Raw genomic sequence first — 902 nt, forward strand, 5'->3', positions numbered from 1 at the left:
CCGGCCAGTTCCCGGTCCACGCGGGCCCGGTCCTCCGGGGACAGGCAGCCGGTCTCCTGGGCCAGGATCTCGGCCCGGTATTCGTTCAGGCTCCCCGCGGCCAGCGCAGCCAGGGTGTGCGGCATCTGTGTGACCAGGGTCCGGGACAGATTCAGCAGGACCGCGGCACGGTGCGGGGACTCGCGCCGGGCCAACCCGATCTGGGCGGCAACCCCGGCGCCCTGCCGGTCTTTCGGGACCCCGGCGGCGGCACGGCGGGCCCGCACCGATTCCTCCAAAGCGACCTGGACCCTGGCCTGCGCGGCCGCGGCGGCAGCCTTCAAACCCTCCAACGCCGTAAGCTCCTCCACCAGTTCCCGGTCCGGCGCACCCACGTCAATGCCCTCGAGGGCAGCAGCCGCCGCGCGAACGGCGTCAGAACGCAGCGGTGCCGAGGCCCGTCCGGGGTCCCGCCTCGAACCGCTGCCGGCAGGTGATACCGGAGCGGGCGGGGCTGTGACAGACGGACCTGCAGCACGTCCTGCAGCAGGTGATACCGGGACGGGCGGGGCTGTGGCAGACGGACCTGTGGCACGTCCTGCAACAGGCGATGCTGCTGCGGGCTGGGCTGCGGCGGGCGATACGGCGGCGCGCGATGCGGTGAGGGGTGATGCTGCGGCGCCCGGCGCTGCGACAGACGATCTCGAGGCAGGCGCTGCCGCGGCGGGAGGTTCGGGTACGGCCGGATCAAACATCTCAGCGTCTCAATCTTCAGCATGCGCACTGCATGGCCTCGACTACGAGCGGTCACGAACCCTGAACGGATCCGCAGACGCCACCGGCAAACCCACTGCCCGGCGGCCAACGATGGTGCTGAACTGCTACTGAAAACAGACTATCCGCCGCCACTGACAGTTTCGGGG

At 70.8% G+C, this 902-nt stretch carries 1 pseudogene; it reads right to left on the reverse strand.

Annotation, left to right across the window (positions count from 1 at the left end):
• A pseudogene (locus tag AC5RV2_RS18545) lies at nt 1-374 on the reverse strand (HNH endonuclease); the annotation flags it as partial.
• Between the last annotated feature and the right edge of the window lie 528 nt (nt 375-902).

This window comes from Arthrobacter sp. Y3225116, from assembly GCF_059091245.1.